Annotated in this window: 1 protein-coding gene; it reads left to right on the forward strand. The window is 52.0% G+C overall.

Going from position 1 to position 221, the window contains the following annotated elements; all coding sequences use genetic code 11:
* On the forward strand, window positions 1-221 hold a 221-nt coding region (locus tag AC1XUF_RS32120; protein ID WP_483345970.1), incomplete at both ends, for an Ig-like domain-containing protein.

A 221-nucleotide genomic window follows, 5' to 3' on the forward strand; every position in this document is an offset into this window, starting at 1 on the left:
AGTGCATGTACACCACCTGCTGCTCCAACTGTCTCCAATAAAAGTTACACTGTCGGCGACGCTGCAACGCCTTTAACAGCTACTGGCACTGCATTGAAATGGTACAGTGCCTCAACCGGCGGATCACCATTGGGAAGTGCGCCAACTCCTTCTACCGCATCGGCTGGTTCAACAAGCTATTTTGTATCTCAAACGGTTGGTAACTGCGAAAGTGCCCGCGC

The sequence above is a fragment of the Dyadobacter sp. HNCC25DJ185 genome, from assembly GCF_056895195.1.